The 18206-nt window shown below is 69.7% G+C and carries 25 protein-coding genes and 3 tRNA genes; 15 read left to right on the plus strand and 13 right to left on the minus strand.

Features of this window, described 5'->3' with window-relative positions:
- Positions 1 to 277: 277 nt before the first annotated feature.
- The 9 genes from D5H75_RS40940 to D5H75_RS23625 form a co-directional block, all read right to left on the minus strand.
- Complete coding sequence (locus D5H75_RS40940) at positions 278 to 430, minus strand: hypothetical protein (RefSeq protein WP_202638437.1); 153 nt, start codon at positions 428 to 430, stop codon at positions 278 to 280.
- Positions 427 to 1119 carry an HD domain-containing protein gene (locus tag D5H75_RS23590; RefSeq protein ID WP_119928714.1) on the minus strand — a complete coding sequence of 231 codons (693 nt, stop codon included), beginning with the start codon at positions 1117 to 1119 and terminating at the stop codon, positions 427 to 429. The genes D5H75_RS40940 and D5H75_RS23590 overlap by 4 nt, the downstream gene beginning before the upstream one ends.
- Positions 1120 to 1944: 825 nt before the next feature.
- A complete protein-coding gene (locus tag D5H75_RS23595) occupies positions 1945 to 2271 on the minus strand; it encodes a hypothetical protein (protein ID WP_119928715.1) in 327 nt (108 codons plus the stop codon).
- The gene (locus D5H75_RS23600; RefSeq protein ID WP_147425261.1) at positions 2268 to 2648 is read right to left on the minus strand and encodes a hypothetical protein; all 381 of its coding nucleotides are present in this window, start codon (positions 2646 to 2648) and stop codon (positions 2268 to 2270) included. The genes D5H75_RS23595 and D5H75_RS23600 overlap by 4 nt, the downstream gene beginning before the upstream one ends.
- A 67-nt stretch (positions 2649 to 2715) precedes the next feature.
- Positions 2716 to 3567, minus strand: a complete 852-nt coding sequence (locus tag D5H75_RS23605; protein ID WP_119928717.1) for a helix-turn-helix domain-containing protein — start codon at positions 3565 to 3567, stop codon at positions 2716 to 2718.
- A 20-nt stretch (positions 3568 to 3587) separates the two neighbouring features.
- A complete protein-coding gene (locus D5H75_RS23610) occupies positions 3588 to 4103 on the minus strand; it encodes a DUF6879 family protein (RefSeq protein ID WP_119928718.1) in 516 nt (171 codons plus the stop codon).
- A complete protein-coding gene (locus D5H75_RS23615) occupies positions 4072 to 4320 on the minus strand; it encodes a hypothetical protein (protein ID WP_119928719.1) in 249 nt (82 codons plus the stop codon). Before D5H75_RS23615 ends, D5H75_RS23610 begins: the two co-directional genes overlap by 32 nt.
- A gap of 110 nt (positions 4321 to 4430) precedes the next feature.
- Entirely contained in the window at positions 4431 to 4922 is a 492-nt protein-coding gene (locus D5H75_RS23620; RefSeq protein ID WP_202638438.1) for a nucleoside/nucleotide kinase family protein, read from the minus strand.
- Positions 4923 to 4972: 50 nt separating this feature from the next.
- Positions 4973 to 5830, minus strand: coding sequence for a GntR family transcriptional regulator (locus D5H75_RS23625; RefSeq protein ID WP_119928721.1), 858 nt, complete (start codon positions 5828 to 5830; stop codon positions 4973 to 4975).
- A gap of 214 nt (positions 5831 to 6044) precedes the next feature.
- Between D5H75_RS23625 and D5H75_RS23630 the strand changes: the two genes are divergently transcribed.
- The 14 genes from D5H75_RS23630 to D5H75_RS23685 all read left to right on the plus strand — a co-directional run bounded on the left by D5H75_RS23630 (position 6045) and on the right by D5H75_RS23685 (position 15758).
- Entirely contained in the window at positions 6045 to 6389 is a 345-nt protein-coding gene (locus tag D5H75_RS23630) for a WhiB family transcriptional regulator (RefSeq protein ID WP_119928722.1), read from the plus strand.
- Positions 6386 to 6556: a hypothetical protein gene (locus tag D5H75_RS41865; protein ID WP_202638439.1), complete on the plus strand. Its 171-nt coding sequence runs from the start codon at positions 6386 to 6388 to the stop codon at positions 6554 to 6556. Before D5H75_RS23630 ends, D5H75_RS41865 begins: the two co-directional genes overlap by 4 nt.
- Before the next feature lie 13 nt (positions 6557 to 6569).
- Positions 6570 to 6761: a hypothetical protein gene (locus D5H75_RS23635; protein ID WP_119928723.1), complete on the plus strand. Its 192-nt coding sequence runs from the start codon at positions 6570 to 6572 to the stop codon at positions 6759 to 6761.
- Entirely contained in the window at positions 6758 to 7516 is a 759-nt protein-coding gene (locus D5H75_RS23640; protein ID WP_119928724.1) for a DUF4097 family beta strand repeat-containing protein, read from the plus strand. Before D5H75_RS23635 ends, D5H75_RS23640 begins: the two co-directional genes overlap by 4 nt.
- 5 nt (positions 7517 to 7521) lie before the next feature.
- Positions 7522 to 7665: a hypothetical protein gene (locus D5H75_RS41870; protein WP_202638440.1), complete on the plus strand. Its 144-nt coding sequence runs from the start codon at positions 7522 to 7524 to the stop codon at positions 7663 to 7665.
- Complete coding sequence (locus D5H75_RS23645) at positions 7662 to 7874, plus strand: hypothetical protein (protein ID WP_119928725.1); 213 nt, start codon at positions 7662 to 7664, stop codon at positions 7872 to 7874. The genes D5H75_RS41870 and D5H75_RS23645 overlap by 4 nt, the downstream gene beginning before the upstream one ends.
- Positions 7875 to 8360: 486 nt before the next feature.
- Positions 8361 to 9326: a hypothetical protein gene (locus tag D5H75_RS23650; protein WP_147425262.1), complete on the plus strand. Its 966-nt coding sequence runs from the start codon at positions 8361 to 8363 to the stop codon at positions 9324 to 9326.
- 1 nt (position 9327) lies between these two features.
- Positions 9328 to 9549, plus strand: a complete 222-nt coding sequence (locus tag D5H75_RS23655; protein ID WP_119928727.1) for a hypothetical protein — start codon at positions 9328 to 9330, stop codon at positions 9547 to 9549.
- A complete protein-coding gene (locus D5H75_RS23660) occupies positions 9546 to 11756 on the plus strand; it encodes a cell division protein FtsK (RefSeq protein ID WP_119928728.1) in 2211 nt (736 codons plus the stop codon). The genes D5H75_RS23655 and D5H75_RS23660 overlap by 4 nt, the downstream gene beginning before the upstream one ends.
- 186 nt (positions 11757 to 11942) lie before the next feature.
- Positions 11943 to 12227 (plus strand): hypothetical protein, encoded by a 285-nt coding sequence (locus D5H75_RS23665; RefSeq protein ID WP_119928729.1) that lies wholly within the window; start codon positions 11943 to 11945, stop codon positions 12225 to 12227.
- 36 nt (positions 12228 to 12263) lie between these two features.
- Positions 12264 to 13151, plus strand: a complete 888-nt coding sequence (locus D5H75_RS23670) for a bifunctional DNA primase/polymerase (RefSeq protein WP_119928730.1) — start codon at positions 12264 to 12266, stop codon at positions 13149 to 13151.
- Positions 13148 to 14350, plus strand: a complete 1203-nt coding sequence (locus tag D5H75_RS23675) for an AAA family ATPase (protein WP_202638442.1) — start codon at positions 13148 to 13150, stop codon at positions 14348 to 14350. Before D5H75_RS23670 ends, D5H75_RS23675 begins: the two co-directional genes overlap by 4 nt.
- Positions 14347 to 14568 (plus strand): helix-turn-helix domain-containing protein, encoded by a 222-nt coding sequence (locus tag D5H75_RS23680; protein ID WP_119928731.1) that lies wholly within the window; start codon positions 14347 to 14349, stop codon positions 14566 to 14568. Before D5H75_RS23675 ends, D5H75_RS23680 begins: the two co-directional genes overlap by 4 nt.
- A complete protein-coding gene (locus tag D5H75_RS23685) occupies positions 14568 to 15758 on the plus strand; it encodes a tyrosine-type recombinase/integrase (protein ID WP_119928732.1) in 1191 nt (396 codons plus the stop codon). The genes D5H75_RS23680 and D5H75_RS23685 overlap by 1 nt, the downstream gene beginning before the upstream one ends.
- Before the next feature lie 59 nt (positions 15759 to 15817).
- On the opposite strand, the gene D5H75_RS23690 is transcribed toward D5H75_RS23685, so the two are convergent.
- The 4 genes from D5H75_RS23690 to D5H75_RS23705 form a co-directional block, all read right to left on the minus strand.
- Positions 15818 to 15891 (minus strand) — tRNA-Phe (locus D5H75_RS23690).
- 5 nt (positions 15892 to 15896) lie between these two features.
- Positions 15897 to 15971, minus strand: a tRNA-Asp gene (locus D5H75_RS23695).
- A gap of 55 nt (positions 15972 to 16026) precedes the next feature.
- Positions 16027 to 16099 (minus strand) — tRNA-Glu (locus D5H75_RS23700).
- 94 nt (positions 16100 to 16193) lie between these two features.
- Entirely contained in the window at positions 16194 to 17777 is a 1584-nt protein-coding gene (locus D5H75_RS23705; protein WP_119928733.1) for a metallophosphoesterase family protein, read from the minus strand.
- Between the two features lie 53 nt (positions 17778 to 17830).
- On the opposite strand from D5H75_RS23705, the gene D5H75_RS23710 reads away from it, so the two are divergent.
- Positions 17831 to 18178, plus strand: a complete 348-nt coding sequence (locus tag D5H75_RS23710; RefSeq protein WP_119928932.1) for a metallopeptidase family protein — start codon at positions 17831 to 17833, stop codon at positions 18176 to 18178.
- Positions 18179 to 18206: the final 28 nt, after the last annotated feature.

The following is an 18206-nucleotide window of genomic DNA, read 5'->3' on the forward strand; positions in this document are numbered from 1 at the left end:
GATCCTCACCTCGCTCCACCGGGCCGCACGCACATGGGGAACCCTCTCCTGGACCCTTACCCGCCCAGCGATAAGGAATGGGTGACAAATAATCCGCCGCCGACAGGGGCTGCAACACGGAGGGGTGTCTCCCTCCGTGTTGCAGCCCCTTTCCTTGGTGCGCAGGGACATCTGTCCCTGCACTGTCCCTGCACCTGTCCCTGGCGTTTCCGCAGTTCAGGGCCGGTGCAGGGACAGGTGGGACAGCAGGGACAGCTTGGCGTCGTAGCTGCTGTTCTCAGAGGTTGAGGTCGTGGGTGATGTCTCCGGCTTGGATCACCTGGCCGTGGACGACGCCGCTGACGGTGTTGCGGACGTGGGGTTGGTGGCTGGGGGCCAGCCGCTCGCTGTGGCCGATCTGGGTGACGTAGCCGTGGACGATGCCGGTCACGAGGTTTTCGACTGCTGGGGCGTTGAGTTCTTCTCGTTCCTCCATGATCCCGACAGTACGGCGGGGCGGGTAATCGCAGGGCTTGCGGCGCTCTCGGTGATCGTCTGGGTTTCGTCAGCGGGCACGTCCGGCGGGAGCCGTACGCCAGCGGCGGCCAGGCGCTCGTGCACGGCTTGGACGGCGTGCAGGATGCAGGGGGTGGCGCGGGTGATGGAGCGGGTGACCAGGTGGCCGGGGCCGTAGCGAGAGCGGATCTCGGCCAGGCGGTCCTCGGCGGTCAGGTGGACGCCGTCGGGGCCGGTGGTCATGTCGCAGAAGGTGAGCGCTTCGGCAAGGTCGGCGCGCTCGGGGGTGAACTCGGCCAGGAGCGTCGCCAGGAGGTCGCGTTCGCGGGCTTCGTAGACGGCGCAGGAGTGATGCGCGACCAGGCGGCACAGGCGGTCGTCGGCCTTCTCCACCTCGCGCAGGTAGCGGGCGCCGTCCAGGGGGTGAAAGCCGGTGTCGGCGACGGCCGGGGCATAGCCGATGTCGTGCAGGTATGCCGCGGCGGCCAGCAGCTCGGCGTCCGGGCCGAGGATGGGGGCCAGGGCTCCGGCCCGTCGGCCCACGGCGGTGACGTGAGCGAGGCGTCTCGGGAGCGGGTCAAGGAGTCGTGCGGCCAGGTCACGTGCCCACAAGACATGCGTCATGGTGCTCAAGGTAGGCGCAGGAGCCCCGATAGGGTGCCGAACGCACAGGACGTGTCGGGGGGACGTCATGGACGATGAGGATCTGCCACCGTCGGCCTACCTGGTCAGCGAGCCCGTCTCACCGCAGGAGGCCCGCGCCCGCAGACGGGAGGAACGACGGCGGAACCCGAGCCGTCTTCGTGAGCTGCGCATCCCGATCCTCGCCGGGCTGGTGACGCTCGCGGCCATGGGTACGGGGGCCTGGCTTGGGATCAGAGACTCTCCGCCGAAGCCCTTGGCCGCCCGGTCCGCGTCGGCCACCCCTCGCCCGTCCACGCTCGTCGCAGCTCCCCAGACAGCGACTCCGAGCCCTGGGCCTGTGTTGGCGTCCTCCTCTCCCGCCGCCACTCCGTCCGCCGCGCTCCCCACGCCGAGGGTGACCATCACGGTGACGGCCAAACCCAAGGCCGCCAGGCCCGGACGACCGGGGCGCACGTTGGCCGGCTCTTCAGGCCGAGGGGAGGCGGCACCGCCTTCGGCCCGCCACACGGTCAAGCGCCATGAGCGAAAGCGTTCCCCGCGCCCGAAGGTCTGGGACCCCTGCCACCGTGGCTTCAAGCCCATGCTCGGCGAGCTCTGCTAGCGGGGACGTTGCACCCCGGGCGAACGCAGGGGCTTCCCGCCGCGGAGTACGGGGCATGGGCGGCGCGGATTTCCTGGATGTCCTGGTGACGCAGGGTGCCAGGGCCTCGCGCGCCGCCCACGCCGCTCCGACCCGTGACCGAGGGGTACCTACCTGCCCACCAACCCGTTCCCTGGAGGCGGTCAGGCCCTCGGCCACGGGAGCTACGAAGCGCGACGGTCGGGCAGTTCCACGACGTTGGGCGCGGATCGTTGGACGCCGTTGACCGGCTTCCGTGAGCTCGCGGGCCGGATCGAGTCGAAGAAGCCGACGGGAAGTTCCCCCATGAACGGACCCATCAGGGCCTCCTGCTTGCGGAGCTTGATCGCCAGCTCCGCCACCGAATCAGCCAGCAGGACCCTCTCCTGCCCCCGGGCCTCCGCCTCCCGCGAGGGGCCGTGCTTGCGGACCGCGCTGTAGCCGTACAGGCGATCGAACTCCCAGCGGCACTCGTACCGCGCGACGAGCTGTTCCCACGTGGGTGTCTTCATCCCGCGACCGCCCGTGGCGCGTTCCCCGGCCCGGCCTGCTGCGCCGACAGGTCCGCGTAGCGCAAGCTCACCCGGCGCGCGGCCGTGGCCGGGTTGTCGCATGTTCCGCTGGCGTAGACCCGGCGTCCGGCCCTCGACAACCGCCCCGTCCACCAGCGGAACCACGCCCCGTCGGTCCAGACGACGACCTCGGCGTCGGGACCGACCCAGAGCATCGCGATGCCGTACCCCTCAAGCGCCCTCGCTGTGATGCCGTGCCCCTCGGCCAGCTCGATGCACAACCGCCGGGCGGCGCGGGCAGCGCGCAGCTGCCGCTCCGGGAGCCTCCCCGCCCGCTCGCCCGCCGGACTCGACTTGGTCATCCGGCCTCTCGTCATGCCAGAGACGCTAGGAACGCCGGAAAGCCCAGCTCAACGAGTGTGGCGAGATGTGGCGGCCGACTTTCTAGCCCTGGTGTCTGAGCTGGGCTTTTCTGATCAGCTCCCGCGCTTTCGCGCGGTGAACGGCCATGCTGGCGAGCCGTTCGAACTCCCGCTCGTAGCGGGCGATCTCGCTCGGGGCGGTCACCGTGACCGCCGCGCTCACCAGCTCCACGCTGACCTGCTCGCGGTCGAAGATCGTGAAGTTGTGGACGACATGCATGCTGCGGGTGATGTCCAGGGGGATCACGCCAAGCTTCACCGATCGCCGGTTCATGACCGAGAGCAGGTGTTCCAACTGATCCGCCATCACCTGGGGACTGCCGAGCCGGTAGTAGAGCACTGATTCCTCGACGATGAAGTCGAAGCGGTGGCCGCGCTTACGGAGGACCTCGGCGCGTGCCGTACGGGCCTCCGCAGCCGCTTCAGCGTCGTCAACCACCTGGTGACCGGAAGCGATCCCATGCAGGAGCGCCACGGCGTACTCCCGGGTCTGGAACAGACCGGGGATCACCTGAGAGCAGTAGGCGCGCATGAGCGTCGTCCGCTCGTACAACGGAAGCCGGTTCTCCTGGAGCGCCCGCAGGCCGCTGCGCTCCTGACGCCTCCATTCGACGTAGGCGCTCGCGACGGCGCGCGACATGGCCACGAGGTCGTCAGCCTGCTCCTCAGCGCCGCACACCCGGCACCAGATGCGGATGTCGGAGACGGAGGGCGGCCGGGCTGCGTGCTCGATCTTGGAGATCTTCGTCCGTTCCCACCCCGCCGCCCGGGCAAGGGCCATCGCCGTGAGTCCCGCGTCCTCGCGTATCGCCCGAAGCCGGTCGGCGAGCGCCCGGCGGGACTCCTGGATAGACGATGTGGGCGGGGTGGGCATAGGACGGGCCTGCTTCAGCTCTAGGTCAGCTCGTACTCCGCGTGATCGATCGCCCGCTCCCAAACCGCCTCGAAGGCGACCAGGCAGAGCCGGATGACCTCGGGTTCGTCGCGCAGCTCGTCCTCCACGATCGACCCGTCGCCGGCGAAGTGGTGGAACCGTACGAGACAGTCGTCGAACACCCAGAAGTCGTTACCGGGCAGGGCCAGATCGGATGCCAGGCGCCGGGGCAACCACCGGACCTGCTCGCCTGCCGCGATGCTGTTCGGCGCGGTGAGCACGTGTTCGTACCTGATGTAGTCGGTTACCGGCTCGGACACGATACGAGCCCTGCGGAACCGGACGCCGCGACCTACGGCGTCCCCGATGGTCCGCCGCCACTTGGTGAAGTCGTAGTGATCGAGGTTGCCGGTCTCCAGCCAGCGGCGGAAGCCCGGGTCCTGGGGAACGTAGGTGTCGCGCATCTCCAGGTGCACGGCACTACGCGTCGTGGCCGCGATCAGCTCAGGGAACGGTGGGATCGTCTTCGAGTTCACGCAGCGCCTCCAGGATGACCTTTCTCATGCGGGCCGGGACACGAACCCCCGACTCGTTCGGGCTGATCCCGCTGCTCTCCTGAAGTTGAGCCAGGTCGTTGGGGTCGGTGACCGTCTCACCCACGAACACCAGGTCACCGGTCATCTCGTCTACCTGCATGGCCGGGCAGTGGTCGTTGTCCGTACCCGGGTCGATCACGAGGAAGCGTAGCTGCATCCTTGGCTCCTAGGGGTGGAGTGCCTTCGAGTGCGACCAGTGCGAATGACCGTTGCCGGGAGGAGGACAGGTGACCGCTGAGCTGCCTGGTGCGCCTCGCCCGGCTACTGCTACCCCCTGTCCCTTGCTTCGGTTATGAGACGAGCGATCTTCCTTGCGGCGTCATCGGGCTCTACGACAGAGGTGTCGATCACCATGTCCGCTCCCTCGAGCGGCTCGGTCTCGTCCCAGGCCCGGAGTCGTTCGGTCGTGTCGCCGGTGGCTCGTTCCTTGATCCTCTGCTCTGCCACCTCTCGCGGGCAGCTCAGGTAGACGACGAGCCACCGAGCGTGGGGAACTGCGTCCTTGACGTGTCGGATGGCTTCGACCTGCCCCAGGTGCAAGATGGGGATCTGTTCGGAGAGGCTTCGCACGAGGGACGGGCGATCTACGACATAGGCATTCCCGTAGCGGTGATTCTCCCAGATGACCTCATTGCTCGCTCTGAGGTCCGATAGCCCCGCTTCTGAAAGGGGCCGGTATTCGGACATCCTGCCGCTGCCGACCTTGAGCCTGCGGAACAGGGCGTAGTTGTCGTCAAGGTTGTTCAGCGCCTTTGTCACGGTGTCCTTCCCAGATGCGGGAGGGCCGTAGAGAATGACGCCTACCTGAGTCATGAGGCCGCGACTCCGCTCAGGACTTTCTGAAGGAGCTCCTTGGCCTGACCCTGAAGCGGGCTGCTCGAAGCACAGTTATCGACCAAGATGTACGGGGCCGGCGGACGGAAGTCGATGTCCACCGTGTCCATGTAGGCGCCCCAGTCTGCGAGCTTCACGGCGTCCCGGGCCGCGCCGCGGTGGCGCACGTAGGTGTGCATCGTGTCGGCATCGCAGTAGACCCAGATCACGGTGACGATGGCGTTGATCGACGTGAAGTATGCCTGAGTTCGCTTTATCCACGCCTCGTTGTTGAATTCACGGATGAACGGCGCCGTCACGATCGCGCTGTTGCCGCATTCGACGTTTTCGCTTGCCGCCGCTATCAGCGCCTCGTATTCGCGTGGTCGTATGTGGTTCACGTAGGTCTCTGATTCGCGATCGTGAGGCGACTGACCCAGCATCTCAAGAGCGGCCTCTACGACGGGACGCGTCAGCGTGTCCTTGTCGAGCATGGGCCAGCCGGTTTCCCGGGCGAGAATGCGCCCCAGCTCGGTCTTGCCGCTTCCGGCATAGCCACCGATGAGAAGGACATGCGGCTTCTCAAGCCGTACCTTCCGGGACGCCGTCTGCTTCGGGGCGTTCACGATCCGCTTGGAGCGGGACTTACTGACCACCAAGCCCTCTTCGGCGAGAACCTTCATCGCCTCACTGATCGTGAAGACGCTCACACCCCACTGTTCAGCGAGGTCGCGAGTAGACGGCAGGGTGTCCCCGTCTCGCAGGACCCCCGCCTCGATGTCGTTCCGGATGTTGCGCGCTACCTGCTGATGCAGCGACTCCGAGCGGACCAGCCGGGGGCGTGGGGGTGTCATGTCGCTTCCTTCCGCTGTGTCCAGTGGCAGCCGTTGGCATGGAGCATATCAGTCATCTAACAGATGACCTAACAGATTGGTGCAGGTCAGGCGCGACCTCGAAGAACACGCGCGCCTAACAGTTGACCAGGCTTCATATCAGTTGTTAGCTTCGGAGCAGTGCAACCGAGGGCTGACCAGCAGCCCCGCTCACGCCCGAAGGAGTGATCAGGTCATGACCCACAGGTCCCAGGCGCAGCGAGACGCCAAGGCCGCGATTAGCGGTCAGGCGCGCGCCGCGCTGTTCGGCGGAGAGGAGGCTGCCGGTCTTCTGGCCACCCTGTTCAGGACCGGCCCGGCCTGCACACCCGCCGACGCCGAGACCTTCACCGGCCCAGAGAACGACGAGATCGACCGCGCACAGGAGCAGCGGGAGGACGCCGCCAAGGCGATGTGCGCGAGCTGCCCGGCCCGTTCGGCCTGCTTGGACTACGCCCTGGCCGTGAAGCCCACTGCGGGGGTCTGGGCGGGCTACACGGCTGACGAGATCAGCGACCTGCTGACGGCGGAGGCCGCGTGATGGCCCGCTTCCAGTGCCTCGACTGCGGCCAGCGGTCCACCAGCGTCGTCGGCTGCCGCCGCTGCGGCACCACCACCGGCCGCCCCATCCAGCACTGCCCCGTCCACGGCGAACCCTGCCGTCGCGCCTGCCGTCACTGCCGCATCTTCGCCCGCTCGCACGCCTGACAGGAGAAGCGCCATGTCCAAGAAGAACGTCGCCACCAGCGGCACGACCGCCATCCAGGTCGGCCAGGTCCTCGGTTCCAGCAAGAAGGACAAGCCCGCCAGCCCGGAGAAGTCCGACCGCAAGAGCACCGTCACCAACGTCCGCATCGGCAACGCCAAGGTCGGCCGCCAGGCCGACACGATCACTGGGGGTATCCAGCTGTGACGACCAACGCCATCACCCGCACCTTCACCGAGACCATCGGCGGCCCGGTCCGGCTGGCGCTGGCGCTGCCGTACGGCCAGGCACGCGTCACGGTCACCGACTCCGCGCAGGCGACCATCACCCTGACCGCCACGAAGGGCAGCGCCGCCGCCACCGCCATCAACGAGGCGGCTTACAGCGCCGAGGGCGGCACGCTGAACCTGACGGTGCCCGGCCCGACCGGCGGGACCGTCTACGGCGGCAGCGGCGTGACCGTCATCAACAGCGGCCCGGGCGTCGTCATCAGCGCCGGTGTGATCACGGGCGGCGTCACCATCTCCGGCCGGGGAGCCGTACACATCTCCGGCACCGTCACCAGTGGCAGCGAAGCCCAGGACCGAAGCCTCACCGCCGAGATTCAGCTCCCTCGCGGCTCGTCTCTGACGATGCGCACCACCGCCGCCGACCTCACCACCCACGGCGCCCTGCACGCCCTGGACTTCACTTCCGTCTCCGGCGACCTGAACGCCGACACCGCCGCCCGTCTGCACGCGCAGACCACCTCGGGTCAGATCAGCGCGGCCGCCACCGACTACGTGACGGCCCGCAGCGTCTCCGGTGACGTGCTGCTGGGGCGCGCTCACGAGGTCACGGCCAAGACCAACTCCGGCGACATCACCATCACCGCCTTCAGCGGAACCGGCCAGTTCCAGTCCGTTTCCGGCCGCATCAGCCTCTACTCCGCCGTCCCCGGCTCCGCCCCGGAAGGGAAGTGAAGCCCGTGATCCGCATCCGAACCCGCACTCCGGCTCACTGTCTGACCTGCGAGAACTTCCGCGAGATCGCCGCCCCGGCGTTCGACGACCGCCAGGGCATCTACCGCTGCGTCATCCGGCCCTGCCCGGACTGCCAGGAGGAGCGATGACCCAGGCCCGCCCCGCGCGCCGCCGCTACCGAACGGCCTCGACGGTGTGTGCCCTGGCCGGCGCCGCCGCGCTGGCCCTGATGTACCTGTACGGCCGCACTCCCGCCGCGCTGTTCTGCATCGCGGTGTGCGGCATCGCCGCCCACGTCATCCACACCACGGCACCGGATCAGGAGACATCGGTGAAGAACAACGAGGACGAGCGATGACGGCCCGCGTATGGCTCTCGCCGTGGCCGACCCGCAGTTGCCCGCGCTGTCTCGCCCACCTCGACGGCGGGCCCGTGCAGTTCTACTGCGCCCCCTGTCGCCGGTCGTTCTGCGCGGCCGACCTCGACACCGAGACCCACGCCCCGCTGAGGAGGACCGCATGACCGCCGTTCAGACCTCGCCCCAGCCTCTCAAGAGCCCGCGCGCAGCCGCATCTACCGACCGGCGTCGGTGGTGTGCGCGCTGGTCAGCACATTTGGCATCGCTGATCGTGGCGGCCCTGACGGTCGCAGCGTGCGTGCCGAGCATCCCGGAGTCCGGAACGGTCGTGGAGGCCGCCCGGTGCCCGATCAGCCCGTGTAACTCCCGTAAGTACCTCACCGTGCGCGACGCCAACGGTGTCGATCACACCTTCCGGGTCCGTAGGTCCATCTTCGGCGCCTGCCCGGTCGGGTCGGCCTGGCCAGCCTGCGAGGAGGGCCGAAAGTGACGACCTTCACCCCAGACCCCGGCCCCGAGCCGACGCCGGAGGAGGTGGCGCGTGGGCTGGTCGAGCTGGAGCAGCACGTAGCCAGTCAGGCCACCACCCCAACCGTCCCCGCCAACACGCACAGTGCGCCCGCCAACCAGCCCGGGGAGACTAAGCGCGTACGGCAGTTGCGCGCCGAGGTGGCCGAGGCGCACGCGCTGGCCGACCTCCAGGACGACGAGCTTCCGCTGACGTTGGACACCGAGCGGGTACGGCGACGCCGCAAGGCGGCGTACGAGGCCGCCCGGCTGCACGAGCTGGTGCAGAACCCGGCAATGCGGGCTTGGCAGGCGGCCCGGATGCGCCGCCTGTTGGTGACCGTGGCCCTGATCGCCCTGGCGCTCGCGCTGGCCTGGTCCACCGCCGGGGTTCAGGCGTTCGCCGCAGACAAGGCCCCGGCCGGTTCACCGGCCTGGTGGTTCGCCTGGCTCGTGGAGCCGTTCATGAGCCTGGCCCTGCTGGTCGTCGTCGGAGCCCGCGCTTACCTCGGCAGCCGGGACGCCCCGCTCAACGACCGGCGGCTGATCCGGATCGAATGGTTCTTCCTCGCCCTGACCGTGAGCATGAACGCCTGGCCGTACCTGCCCGGGGTCGCCGAGGTCTTCAGCTTCTCCCGGCTGGTGCTGCACCTGCTGGGGCCGGTCGTCGCGGTCGCCATCGTCACCGCCCTGCCCATCATCCTGGCCGCCTTCAGCCGCCTCGACCACGGAGCCGGTACCCCGGCTACCGGGCATACGTACAGGACGAACGGCCTCGACGTCGCGGAACTGACCGACCGCGCCCGCCGCCTGATCAAGGCCGGGGACCTGCCGCACGGGGCCGGGGCGGGAAAGATCCGAAGCGCGCTGGGGTGCGGCATGGACGCGGCCCGCGCCGTGCGGGACGCCCTGGCCGACGGCCCCGGTACCGAGAAGAGGGGCTGACATGTTCATCCTCGCCACCCTCGTCGCCCTGGCCGTCGTGGCTGTGCCGCTGCTCAGCCTCGTCCACCTGATCGTGACCAAGGACCGCGTGCTCGCCCAGGTCAACGCCTGCGTGGAGCCGTACCGCAAGCGCCAGACGCAGGGCGCGGCCTCATCCGCCAAGACTCCGGCCGCGCCCCGCTACCCCGCCCAGTGCAAGCCGAACGAGGTGCCCTCATCATGACGTACGACCCCAACGAGCCCTACGGCGGTCCCGAGATCCCCTCGGCAAACGGGCACAAGAGCGAGGTCGGCCAGGTGGTCGCCCTGGACGAGCACCGCCGCGCCCGTCAGGCCGACACCTCCGGCGAGAGCGAGGCGACGGCCGTACGGCCCACCGCCCGCGACACCTCGTACGAAATCGAGCTGGACGAGCCTCCGCCCGCTGAGGGAGCCCCCGTCTCGGTGGACCTGCCCGGCTCCGCCGTCCCGGTGCTGACGCCGGAGGAGCGACGCCACCCGGTCATCCCGGCCGGGCTGCGCCGGGGGAACCTGGCCGCCACCGCCAAGGCGACCGGCCGCCGCTGGGGGTACGTGGCGGCGTTCCACGCGGTCCGCTCGCCCGGGTACCTGCTCCAGACCGCCCTGTGGGCCGTGGTCGGCCTGTTCCGGCTGATGGGCCGTCAAGTCCGGTGGTGGTGGGTCAACGAGCAGTACACGCTGCTTCAGCAGGCCGCCACCGACAACGACCCCGCGATGTGGCTCAAGCTCCACCGCGAAGGGAAGGCCACCCGCCGATGGCGCGGCGTGGTCCTGCTGGGCCAGCTCGTCGCCCTGGCCGTCGCGGGCGCGCTCGCCGTACAGCTGCCGTGGCAGTGGAAGGCCGGGCTGACCGCTGCGATGCTGGCGCTGCTGGCCCGGTACGGCAAGCCCGCCGGGCGGACCATCATCCCGGCCGCGGTGGTCACCCGCCGGTTCCGGAAGCTCAACAGCGACATCGTGTTGCGCGCGTACTACGCCGCCGGGCTCGGGCACCCCGACAAGCCCAACCAGCAGATCGAGTTCGGGGCGCCGATGGCGCGCGAGGGCAACGGGTCCAAGGTGCTGGTGAACCTGCCGTACGGCAAGAGCTTCACCGACGCGGTCAACGCCCGGGAGAAGATCGCATCCGGGCTGGACGTGGCGCTCGCGCAGGTCATGCTCACCAGGGACCCGCAGAGCCACCGGAGCCACTGGCTCTGGGTGGCCGACTCCGACCCGCTGGCCACCCCGGCCGGGCGTACGCCGCTGCTGGCCTGCAAGCCCACCGACATCTGGCAGCCGGCACCGCTGGGGCTGGACGAGCGCGGCCGCCCGGTCACGCTCCTGATGCTGTGGAACTCCATCCTGGTCGGCGCTCAGCCCCGGCAGGGCAAGAGCTTCACGGCCCGCCTGCTGGCCCTGTACGCCGCCCTGGACCCGTACGTCCGGCTGGACGTGTTCGACGGCAAGGGCTCGCCGGACTGGCGCAAGTTCGCCCTAGTGGCGCACTCGTGCAGCTTCGGCTTCACGATGACCCGCGACGGGGACCCGCTGGAGACGTTCGTGCAGATGCTCCGCGACCTCAAGGCCGACGCCCAGGCCCGCTACCAGAAGCTCTCGGAACTTCCGGTGGACATCTGCCCGGAGGGCAAGCTGACCCGCGAGATCGCCCGTGATCCCCGGTACGGCATGCCCGTGCGCCTGGTGGTCATCGACGAGTGCCAGGAGTACTTCGACACCGGCGACAAGGAGCTGAACAAGGAGATCGCGGGCCTGATGGTGTTCCTGGTCAAGGTCGCTCCGGCCGCCGGGATCATCCTCGTGGACGCCACGCAGAAGCCCGGCGGCGTCGGCACGGGTGACGTGGCCACCGCCTTCACCAGCTTCCGCGACAACCACCAGGTCCGTATCGCCCTGCGTACCGGCTCCTGGCAGGTCTCGGACCTGGTGCTCGGCTCGGGGGCCTACTCCGAGGGCTTCGACTCCTCCACGCTGCTCCCGTCCTACAAGGGGGTCGGGATCATGCGTGGGGCCGGGGACGAGACGCCGACCGTGCGGTTCCACCTGGCCGACGCCGAGGATGCCGAAAAGATCCTGCTGGCCGCGCGCAAGCTGCGCGAGCGGGCCGGGACCCTGTCGGGCTTCGCGGCCGGGGAAGCCGCCGTCCGCGAGGTGCGCGACGTGCTGGCCGACGCCTTGACCGTCTTCCAGTCCGGGGAGACCGGCCTGCCCTGGACGTACCTGGCCGCCCGGCTCGCCGAGCGCATCCCCGAGCACTACGCCGACGTGACCCCCGACGCCATCTCCGCCCAGCTGCGCGCGCTCGGGGTTCCCAGCGTGGACATCAAGCGCGACGGCAAGGCGCTCAAGGGCGCGAAGAAGGCCGCCGTCCAGACCGCCATCAGTCGCCGGGAGACCACCACCGGATAGACCCGCCCGGCCCCCGGCGGGCACCTTCAGGGCTCGCCGGGGGTCGCGACCGACCCGCGACCGGTCGCGGGTGCGCGACCCACCCCGCGACCGCTGGAAACCCTGCCTGATCAGCGCGAATACCCGCAGGTCGCGGGTAGCGGGCGCGGCTTTCCACGCCCAAAAGCAGCCCCAGGAGACCATGCCATGCCCCACCTGATCGCGACCGCGACCACCCATCCCGCGACCCCGACCGCGACCTTCCCGACCCTGGCCGCCGGTGTCGGCTGGTTCCTCCTCGCCGCCGCCCTGGCCGCCCTGATCTACGCCGCCATGTGCGCCGTCGCCCCCTTCGGCCCCTGCCCCCGTTGCGCCCCTGGCAAGGGCCGCAAGCGCAAGGCCGCGCACTGCCGCCACTGCGACGGCACCGGCCTTCGCCTCCGTACCGGCCGACGCCTCTTCAACTACCTGCGTCGCACCTTCGCCCGCTGAGACCGTCCACCGACGACACCAGGAGCCCATGCCCGCATGAGCAACCCGATCCTGAACTACGCCCTGGCCGCCGCCGCTCGCGGCTGGCACGTCTTCCCGCTCACGCCGTACGGCAAGCAGCCGGCGAAGGGCTGGACGCGGTGGGAGAGCCGGGCCACCGCCGACCCGGAGGCGATCCGGCGGATCTGGGGGCGCGAGCCGTACAACGTCGGCATCGCCACCGGCCCGTCCGGGCTCGTGGTCCTGGACCTGGACGTGCCCAAGCCCGGCGACATCCCGCCGCCGGAGTGGGACCTGCCCGGCGTCGGCGACGGGGCCGACGTCCTGGCCGTGCTGGCCGAACAGGCCGGGCAGCCGATGCCGTTCGACACGTTCATGGTCGGCACCCGCCGGGGCGGCCTCCACCTGTACTTCACCGCCCCGGCCGGGGCCGAGCTGCGCAACACGCAGGGCAAGCTCGGGTGGCTCATCGACACCCGTGCCAACGGCGGCTACGTCGTCGGCCCGGGGAGCCTGGTCATCAGCCCGGACGGCAGCGGCGCCTACACCGTGGGCAACCGCGCCCCGGCCGCGCCGCTACCCGGCTGGCTGGCCGAACGGCTCCGCCCCGCCCCGCTCCCGCCCCAACGCCCGATCACCGTCCCGCTCATCGCCACCGACCGGCGGTCGGCCTACCTCAAGAGCGCCGTGCAGGACGAGCTGCGCCGGGTCACGCACTCGCCGCTGCGCGGCCACAACACCGCCCTGTACCGCGCCTCGGTCGCCCTCGGCCAGCTCGTCGCCGGGGGCGCTCTCCCCGAGAAGCACGTCACCACCTGGCTCGCAGAGGCCGCCACCAGCGTCGGCCAGCCCCCCGGCGAGGCACACCGGACCATCGCCTCGGGGCTACGCGCCGGGGCCAAGCGGCCAAGGAGCCTGGCTTGACCCACCCACCACGCTCACACCTGCGCCTGGTCTCCGGCGACGCCGGAGGGCTGGAGACCAGCGCACCCGGGCTACAGCGCACCGCCTGGACGGCGGACGAGCTGATGGCCACGACCTTCCCCGAACCGAAGTGGGCCGTGCCCGGCCTGCTCGCCGAAGGCGTCAACCTGCTCGCCGGACCGCCCAAGGTCGGCAAGAGCTGGCTGTCCCTCGGCCTGGGCCTGGCCGTCGCCAGCGGCGGCAAGGCCTTCGAAGCCATCGACGTCGCCCCCGGCCCGGTGCTGTACCTGGCCCTGGAAGACACCCCGCGCCGCCTCCAGTCCCGCATGCGCAAGATGCTCGCCGGACGCCCCGCCCCGGCCGCCCTGACCTTGTCCACCTACTGCCCGACCCTGACCGACGGCGGGGACGAGGCCATCGGCCGGTGGCTGGAGCGGCACCCGGACGCGCGCATGGTCGTCATCGACGTGTTCGCCAAAGTCCGCGGCAAGGCCCCCGTCGGGCTCTCGGCCTACGACGCCGACTACACCGCCATGAGCCGCGTGAAGCACCTGGCCGACGCGTACGGCGTCGCCATCGTGCTCGTCCACCACGTCCGCAAGATGGCCTCCGAGGACTTCCTCAACACCGTCTCGGGCACCAACGGCATCGCGGGCGCGGCCGATGCCACGCTCGTCCTCAGCCGGGCGCGCGGGACGGCCGACGGCATGCTCCAGATCACCGGCCGTGACGTGGACGAAGCCGAATACGCCCTGTCCTTCCAGCCCGCATGCGGCGCCTGGCACCTGCTCGACGGCCCGCCCGAGGACCACACCCTCACCGAGACCCGGGCCGCCATCGTCCGCTACGTCCGGGCCAACCCCGGCAGCAACCCCAAGAGCATCGCCGACGGAACCGGCCTGTCCTACGACAACGTCCGCAAGACCTGCCCCCGCATGGCCGCCGACGGCCAGCTCCTGGCCGACGCCGCCGGACGCTACCGCACCCCGGACAGCGACCGCACAGAAACTGTCCCTGCTGTCCCTGCTGTCCCTGATCACCCTCTGACCTGCGAAAACGCTACTGACCGACAGGGACACCCGTCCCTGCCCGGTGTCACCGCTGTCCCTGTCCAGCACAACGCCGCAGACGGCCCCGGCATCCCGCCGACCAAGCAAGCGCCGGGGCCGCACCCCACACAGGAGGTACACCCATCATGACCGTGGCTACCGCCGCGATCGCCCAAACCAACCCGATCCGTCTCTACCGCATCCCCGACGCCATGGAGGTCCTCGGCTTGCGCCGAACCGTCATCTACGAGCTGATCCGCTCCGGCCGCCTCCGCTCGGTCAAGGAAGGCCGCGCCCGCCTCATCCCAGCCAGCGCCATCGCGGACTACATCGCGCTCCTAGAGCGCGAGGCGGAGGTGCAGGCCTGATGACCAAACGACGCAGCCGGGGCGAGGGCGGGCTTCACTGGGACCCCAAGCGGCAGCGGTGGATCGCCTCCGTCACCATCGGCTACACGCCCGCTGGCAAGCGCATCGTCAAGCGCGGCAGCGGCAGGACCAAGACCGAAGCCAAGAACAAGCTCAAGGACGTCCTGCGCGACCACGAGGACGGGCTGGCCATCGCCCCCACGGACTACACGGTGAAGGACGCCGTGACGTACTGGCTCGCGAACGGCTTGAGAGGGCGGTCCAGCAGCACCATCGAGATGTACGTCTGGTACGCGAATAAGCATGTCATTCCGGCCATCGGAGCGCGCAAGCTACGCGAGTTGTCGGTGGAGGACGTGGACCAGTGGCTGTCGCGCAAGACCAGCGAGCTTGGCACCCGGTCCCTCAAGCTCATCCACAACCTCCTCGATCGGTCCGTGCGGAACGCCATGGTCCGGGACAAGGTCAAGCGGAACATCGTCGCCCTGTGCGAGGTGCCGGAAGGTCGGGTGGGACGCCCTTCCAAGGCCCTGACACTCGACCAGGCCGAGACCGTTCTGAAGGCCGCCGAGTCGGCCACTCCGCGCATACGCGCCTACATCGTGGTGTCCCTGCTGACCGGCGCACGAACGGAGGAACTTCGGGACCTCCGCTGGGATCACGTGGTCGCGTACGAGGAACAGTCGAGCACCTGGCGCCCGGTGACCCAGATCGGATGGGAGCACGAGCAGTTCGCCATCTATGTGTGGCGCTCCGTACGGCAGTCGGGCGACACCAAGACGGTCAGGTCGCGGCGCTCGCTCCGCATCCCTGCGAGGTGCGTGCGCGCGCTACGTCTCCTCATGAGGGAGCACGAGGAGGTATACGCCGACGGCCCGCTCGACGACCGCCGCGTTTTCGGCACCCGGAACGACACGGCGATGACCGCTGAGAACGTGCGGCGGGACTTCCGCCTTGCGATCAAGGACGCGGAAGGCATCGACGCGAAGGACTGGACGCCCCGGGAGTTGCGCCACAGCTTCGTGTCCCTGCTCTCGGCGCATGACGTTCCGATCGAACACATCTCGCGCCTGGTCGGGCACACGAACACCGTCGTGACCGAGACGGTCTATCGCAAGCAGATCCGGCCCGTCATGCAGGAAGGCGCGACCGTCATGGACCGCATCTTCCCGCTGAGTCTGGACCCTTAGTCACGCAGATAAACACGCACGCCCCGTCCGCGATCTTGTGGACGGGGCGTTTTCGCAGGTGGTCAGGGGCAGGGTCGAACTGCCGACCTTCCGCTTTTCAGGCGGACGCTCGTACCAACTGAGCTACCTGACCTTGCGCGGTCCTGACGGGATTTGAACCCGCGGCCTCCACCTTGACAGGGTGGCGAGCACTCCAAACTGCTCCACAGGACCTTGTATGTCGGAAGGTTCGCACCTTCCGTTTTGTCTGGTGCTCCAAGAGTACCAGTGCCCCCAACGGGATTCGAACCCGTGCCGCCGCCTTGAAAGGGCGGTGTCCTAGGCCGCTAGACGATGGGGGCGAGACGCCTGCCCTTGACGTCTTGCCGTCGGGGACCGCCCCAGCATAGGGGACGGATGCCCTCGATGCCAAAGTGGTTTCCGGCGGCTGCGACCTCAGTCGGCGGCTCCCGGCGCCGTGGTCGCGGGGACCGTGGCGGTGCTCGTTCCGGGAACCGTCTCCACAGGTGACGGCGCCGGAGTGGGCACAGGATGAATTGTACGGCCCGGCTCGGGCTCGATGTGACGTTCGATCTGCGCCGACTGCAGCCCCAGCCCGCCCAGGGTCACGTTGTCCCAGGCCCGCAGGCGTTTGGTGTCCTTGTCGAAGTACAGCACCGCGGCCTGGATGGGCGTCGGCGTGTCCTTCTCCAGGGCGCGCAGGCCGGCGCCGCCGGTGGAGCCCTGGATGAGCAGGCGGGTGCCCGAGGGCAGCAGTTCCTCGGAGCGGCGGTGGGTGTGGCCGGACAGGACGAGCGGCGCGGCCCCGCCCATGGCGCGCCCGATCGTGGGGTCGTGCACGGCGACGACGTCCGTGGTCAGCTCCCGGTTGAGCCGCCCGCGGTCGTCCGGCGGCCCGGGCACGCGCGTCAGCCGTTCGGCCTCGGCCCGGCCCAGGGCGGCGAGGTCGTCGTTGGAGGCCACGACGACGGACTTGTCCGGGGTGAAGCGGGGGTCCCCGATCCCGTAGATCCGCAGGCCCGCGACCTCGGCGAAGTCCCCGTCGAGGACGACCGCGTTGCGCTTGCGCGCGACCGCGCGCTGCGTGCCCATGGAGTCGTGGTTGCCGCGGACCCAGACGTACGGCACGCCGAGGCGGCCGATCTCGTCGGTGAAGCGATTCTCGGGGCTGGAGCCGTGGTCGGTGAGGTCCCCGGTGTCGATGATGGCGTCGATCTTGAACTGGTCCACGAGGGAGCGGATCACGTTCCAGGCGATCGGGTTGAGGTGGATGTCCGAGACGTGCAGCACGCGCACGGTCGAGGGGTCGGGCGCGAAGTCGGGCAGCCCGGAGGCCGCCTCGTAGAGCTGCGACACGTTCGTCACGATCTTGGCGAGCTGGGTGCGGTACACCGAGAACCGCTGCACGATCGACTGCGCGCTGCCCACCAGGGACGGGGCGCCGGTCAGCAGCCCGGTGTACCGCGGCTCGACGATCGACTGCGGCCGGAAGGTCAGTACGGCGGCGCCGAGAACGGCCCCCGCGACCAGCAGGCTCACGCCCGACGTGAGCAGCGCCCGGGAGGGCCGGCGGTAGACGATCAGCCCGAGGACGCCGGCCCCGAGCAGCGCGGAGAAGCCGGCGTACAGCGCCAGCCGCACCAGGCCGTGCCGCAGGTCCGCCTCGATGCTCTCCGGCAGCCGGTCCACCGCGCGCTGGGAGTTGATCAGCTCGCGGGCGCGGTCCGTCTCGATGCCCTCGATGCGGACGCCGAGCCCGGCGGGCCCGTCGTGGCTGTCGAAGGTCAGCGTGCCCAGGGGCCGTACGTCGAGGACGGTGTCGCCCTCCCAGGACGGCGTGAGGCTCAGCCCGACCTCGGCCGGGCCGACCCGGGTGTGGACGGGCCCGGCGAGCGCCACGCCGAGCCACGCCCCGGCGACGGCCACGAGCAGGATGGACGCCCACCTGGCGGGGCGTCGTACGGAACGCCGGGCGAGGAGGCGGCGCGCCGCCGCGGGGAGACTACGGGCGAACTCCATGAACCTCTACATGCTCGGAGGAAGAGGTCGGTTAACAGAAGAGAATGGATAACGTGATCGAGGTCTCACGGGCGCGGTTCGAGGAGTTGGTCTCGGACGCGCTCGACACCGTCCCGCAGGAGCTGACGGCGCTCATGGACAACGTCGTCGTGGTCGTCGTGGACGATCCGCCCGAGCCGGGGTTGCTCGGGCTCTACACCGGGGTGCCGCTGACCGAGCGCGGCGACTGGTACTCCGGCACCATGCCGCTGCCCGACCACATCGAGATCTACCGCAACCCCACCTGCGAAATCTGCGACACCGAGGACGACGTGGTCGAGGAGGTGAGAATCACCGTCGTTCACGAAATAGCGCATCATTTCGGGATCGACGATGACCGATTGCACGCCCTTGGCTACTGATCGCTTGCGAGCGCGGCCCGGACACGCC

Source organism: Bailinhaonella thermotolerans (assembly GCF_003594875.1).
GTDB classification, from domain to species: domain Bacteria; phylum Actinomycetota; class Actinomycetes; order Streptosporangiales; family Streptosporangiaceae; genus Bailinhaonella; species Bailinhaonella thermotolerans.